The organism is Streptomyces purpurogeneiscleroticus (assembly GCF_020024005.1).
Lineage (GTDB): Bacteria > Actinomycetota > Actinomycetes > Streptomycetales > Streptomycetaceae > Streptomyces > Streptomyces purpurogeneiscleroticus.
This window is the reverse complement of sequence record NZ_NHSG01000335.1, coordinates 1-3,958: the sequence shown is the minus strand read 5'-3', so window position 1 is coordinate 3,958 and position 3,958 is coordinate 1. Positions and strand designations below refer to the sequence as shown.

The following is a 3,958-nucleotide window of genomic DNA, read 5'->3' as shown; positions in this document are numbered from 1 at the left end:
ATGAGGGGGCCGAGGGGTGCCCGATGGGGGCGTTCGGGGCGGTCTCAGCCACTCCGGTCCGCTCAAGTGAGGCCGGGATTGGCGCATGTGAGGGGCCTCGTTCCCGTAGTGCGGGCAAGCGCTACGGAGGGGCGCGCCGCGCTTGTAGGGTGTGCGCATCCAACCGGACGACGGGGTCCGGTCATCCGGTTGAGTTGCAGAGGTTTCTACGAGCAATGCGTATTGGTGTACTCACCTCCGGAGGCGACTGCCCCGGTCTGAACGCCGTCATCCGCTCCGTCGTGCACCGCGCCGTCGCCGACCACGGCGATGACGTCATCGGCTTCGTCGACGGCTGGCGCGGCCTGCTGGAGTGCGACTACCGCAAGCTCGACCTGGACGCGGTAGGCGGCATCCTGGCCCGTGGCGGCACCATCCTCGGCTCTTCCCGCGTACAGCCGGCCCACCTGCGGGACGGCGTCGAGCGGGCCCGCGGCCACGTCGCCGACCTCGGCCTGGACGCGATCATCCCGATCGGCGGCGAGGGCACGCTCAAGGCGGCCCGGCTGCTGTCGGACGCCGGCCTGCCGATCGTCGGCGTACCGAAGACCATCGACAACGACATCGCGTCGACCGATCTGACCTTCGGGTTCGACACGGCGGTCGGCGTGGCCACCGAGGCGCTGGACCGGCTCAAGACGACCGCCGAGTCGCATCAGCGGGTGCTGATCGTCGAGGTCATGGGCCGGCACACGGGCTGGATCGCGCTGCACTCCGGCATGGCGGCCGGCGCGCACGCCATCGTCGTGCCCGAGCGCCCCTTCGACATCGACGAGCTGTCGGAGCGGGTCGCGGCGCGCTTCGAGGCGGGCAAGAAGTTCGCGATCGTCGTCGTGGCGGAGGGCGCGAAGCCGCGCGCGGGCTCGATGGACTTCGAGGTCGGCGGCAAGGACATGTACGGGCACGAGCGGTTCGCGGGCGTCGCCCGGCAGCTGGCCGTCGAGCTGGAGGGCCGGCTCGGCAAGGAGGCCCGCGCGGTGATCCTGGGGCACGTGCAGCGCGGCGGGACGCCGACCGCGTACGACCGTGTGCTCGCGACCCGCTTCGGGTGGCACGCGGTGGAGGCGGCGCACCGCGGCGACTTCGGGATGATGACGGCGCTGCGCGGTACGGACATCACCCTGGTACCGCTGGCGGAGGCCGTCGAGACGCTGAAGACCGTACCGGGCGACCGGTACGCCGAGGTGGAGTGCGTGCTGTAACGGCGCGGTCCGCGACTCGTCCGTACAGGGCCGCCCCCGGTCACCGTCCGTGCCGGGGGCGGCTCTAGGCTGGTCGCGGAGCATTGGTGCGAATCAGGAGCGAGCGGATGGATCACAGCGGGCACGGCATGATGATGGATCTGCCGCCGTTCACGCTGGGGCGCGGGCTGGAGTTCGGCGGCGACGCCTTCTTCCTCGTCGGATGCCTGCTGGGGCTGGCGCTGTACGGCTGGGCCGTGCTGCGGCTGCGGCGGCGCGGCGACAGCTGGCCGGTGAGCCGCATCGTGGCCTGGGTCGCGGGCGTGCTGTCGGTCGCCCTGGTGATGTGCACGAAGCTGAACGACTACGGCATGGCGATGTTCAGTGTGCACATGGTGCAGCACATGGTGATCAGCATGCTCTCGCCGATCCTGCTGCTGCTCGGCGCGCCGGTGACGCTGACGCTGCGGGCGCTGCCGGCCGCGGGCCGCGGCCGCAAGGGCCCGCGCGAGCTGCTGGTGGCGCTGCTGCACAGCCGGTACATGCGGATCATCACGCACCCGGCGTTCACGATTCCGCTCTTCATCGCGAGCCTGTACGCGTTGTATTTCACGCCGCTCTTCGACTTCCTGATGGGGTCGCGGACCGGGCACATCGCGATGATGGTGCACTTCCTGGCCGTGGGGCTGGTGTTCTTCTGGCCGATCATGGGTGTGGACCCGGGTCCGCACCGGCCCGGTTATGTGATGCGGATGCTGGAGCTGTTCGCGGGGATGCCGTTCCACGCGTTCTTCGGCATCGCGCTGATGATGGCGTCGGAGACGATGGTGAAGGCGTTCCAGCACCCGCCGGCCTCGCTGGGTGTCGACGCGCTCGCGGACCAGCAGGCGGCGGGCGGCATCGCCTGGGCGTTCAGTGAGATTCCGTCGGTGCTGGTGCTGATCGCGCTGGTCTTCCAGTGGTACACGACGGAGAAGCGGCAGTCGGTACGGAAGGACCGGGCCGCCGACCGGGACGGTGACAAGGAGCTGGCGGCGTACAACGCCTATCTCGCGTCGCTGAACGCGCGCAGCCAGGGTTAGCGCCGGGCGGCGCGGAATCCGACGAAAGCTGGCGGTACGGGCCGCGGCCGGGGAACATGTCCCCAAGGCCGCGGCCCGTGGCATATCCCCGTACGGGCGGCCGTGAGGAGGATGCCAGGATGCCCGGATCGGCTAAGGCGATGGCAGGGTGCACGGTGGGCGGGCTGATCCTGGCCACGGCATACACGGTGGCGGTGGGCAGCAGCGGCTGGCTGTGGTTCGCGTGGGTGGTGCTGGCGCTGGTGACGGTCGGGGTGGTGGCCGGGAAGCGGTGGTGACCGGCGAGTGCCGGTGACTGCGAGTGCCGGTGGCTACGCGCGCCGTGCGGCATTCCGGGGTGTTACGGCCGCCGCCGCACGGTCGCGTGCAGTGGTGTGGCCGGCTGGAGGAGCAGGCCGGCGCGTGGGGTCGGGTCGGTGGGGGGCACGTCCAGGTGGTGGTGCTGGGCGAGGGTGGCGAGGACGAGGGTGGCCTCGACCTGGGCGAAGCGGGCTCCCAGGCAGGTGCGCCGGCCGCCGCCGAAGGGGTACCACGCGTGGTCCGGTACGGGGTCGGGCGCTTCGGGGCCCCAGCGTTCGGGGCGGAAGCGGGTGGGCTCGGGGAACCAGCGCGGGTCGCGGTGGGTGGTCCACTGGCTGCACCACACGACGGTGCCGGCGGGGATGCGGGTGCCGGCGAGGGTGGCGCCGTCGCGGGCGACGGCGGGGATGAGCCAGGCGGGCGGGTAGAGCCGGAGGGCCTCTTTGATGATCTGCCGGGTCCAGGGGAGCCGGTCGTAGTCGTCGATGGTGGGCGGGCGGCCGGCCAGTACCTCGTCGAGTTCGGCGGTGAGGCGTTCGCGGGCCTCCGGTGAGCGCGACAGCAGGTACCAGGTCCAGCTCAGGGCCGTGGACGTGGTCTCGTGTCCGGCGGCCCAGAGGGTGGCGGCCTCGTCGCGGACCTCCTTGGCGGTCAGCGGCCGGCCCTCTTCGTCGCGGGCCGCGAGGAGCCTGCTGAGCAGGTCGTCGCGGTCTTCGGTGTCGCCGCGCCGCTGCCGCGCGCGGATCAGCCGGTGCACCTCGGCGTCGATGGTGGCGACGGCCCGGAGCAGGCGGCGCCGGCCCGGGGTGGGGATCCAGCCCGGCAGGAAGAGGGTCATGTTGCGCAGTTCGGCGCCGATGCCGTGTTCGGCGACGGCCATCGCGTCGCTGAGGGCCCGGGTGCGGTCGCCGAGGTCGTTGCCGAACAGGGTGCGCAGGACGATGCGCTGAGTGAGCAGTGCCATCTGGTGGCGTACGTCGATGCGGTCGCCGTCCCGCCACTGCGCGGCCGTGTCCTGCGCGCACTCGACCATGGCGGCGGCGTAGCCGCGGACCTGGCGCGGGCGGACGGTGGGCTGTACCAGGGAGCGTTTGCGGCGCCAGTCGCTGCCCTTGCTGAGGATGAGGCTTTGGCCGGTGAGCTGTTTGAAGGCCCAGCCGATCTCGAGGAGCTCGAAGGTGCGTTCCCGGGCGGCGAGGAATTCGGCGATGTGGGTGGGGTGGAAGAGGAACAGGCTGCGGCGTGGTCCGAGGGACCAGGTCACCGCGTCGCCGTACTCGTCACGCAGGCGTACGAGGAAGGCTAGGGGGTCCCTGCCGAAGGCGGGGAGGTTGCCGAGGAGGGGCAGGCCGCGGG

General features: G+C 71.6%; 4 protein-coding genes. 3 read left to right on the top strand and 1 reads right to left on the bottom strand.

Translation table 11 applies throughout. From position 1 onward, the window contains the following. Positions 1-215: 215 nt before the first annotated feature. From CCS38_RS22185 to CCS38_RS22175, 3 genes are all read left to right on the top strand, one after another. A complete protein-coding gene (locus CCS38_RS22185; RefSeq protein ID WP_223735062.1) occupies positions 216-1,241 on the top strand; it encodes a 6-phosphofructokinase in 1,026 nt (341 codons plus the stop codon). Between the two features lie 107 nt (positions 1,242-1,348). Continuing rightward, entirely contained in the window at positions 1,349-2,302 is a 954-nt protein-coding gene (locus CCS38_RS22180; RefSeq protein ID WP_223735061.1) for a cytochrome c oxidase assembly protein, read from the top strand. Between the two features lie 119 nt (positions 2,303-2,421). Next, positions 2,422-2,580 (top strand): hypothetical protein, encoded by a 159-nt coding sequence (locus CCS38_RS22175; protein ID WP_030257823.1) that lies wholly within the window; start codon positions 2,422-2,424, stop codon positions 2,578-2,580. Between the two features lie 62 nt (positions 2,581-2,642). Here CCS38_RS22175 and CCS38_RS22170 read toward each other — a convergent pair. Then, positions 2,643-3,958, bottom strand: a 1,316-nt coding sequence (locus CCS38_RS22170; protein ID WP_223735060.1) for a cytochrome P450, incomplete at its 5' end; no start/stop codon positions are given.

Excerpts from the sequence above, each read along its gene's own strand:
- CCS38_RS22185 (WP_223735062.1), top strand. The coding sequence starts at position 216 with ATGCGTATTGGTGTACTCACCTCCGGAGGCGACTGCCCCGGTCTGAAC.
- CCS38_RS22180 (WP_223735061.1), top strand. The coding sequence starts at position 1,349 with ATGGATCACAGCGGGCACGGCATGATGATGGATCTGCCGCCGTTCACG.
- CCS38_RS22175 (WP_030257823.1), top strand. The coding sequence starts at position 2,422 with ATGCCCGGATCGGCTAAGGCGATGGCAGGGTGCACGGTGGGCGGGCTG.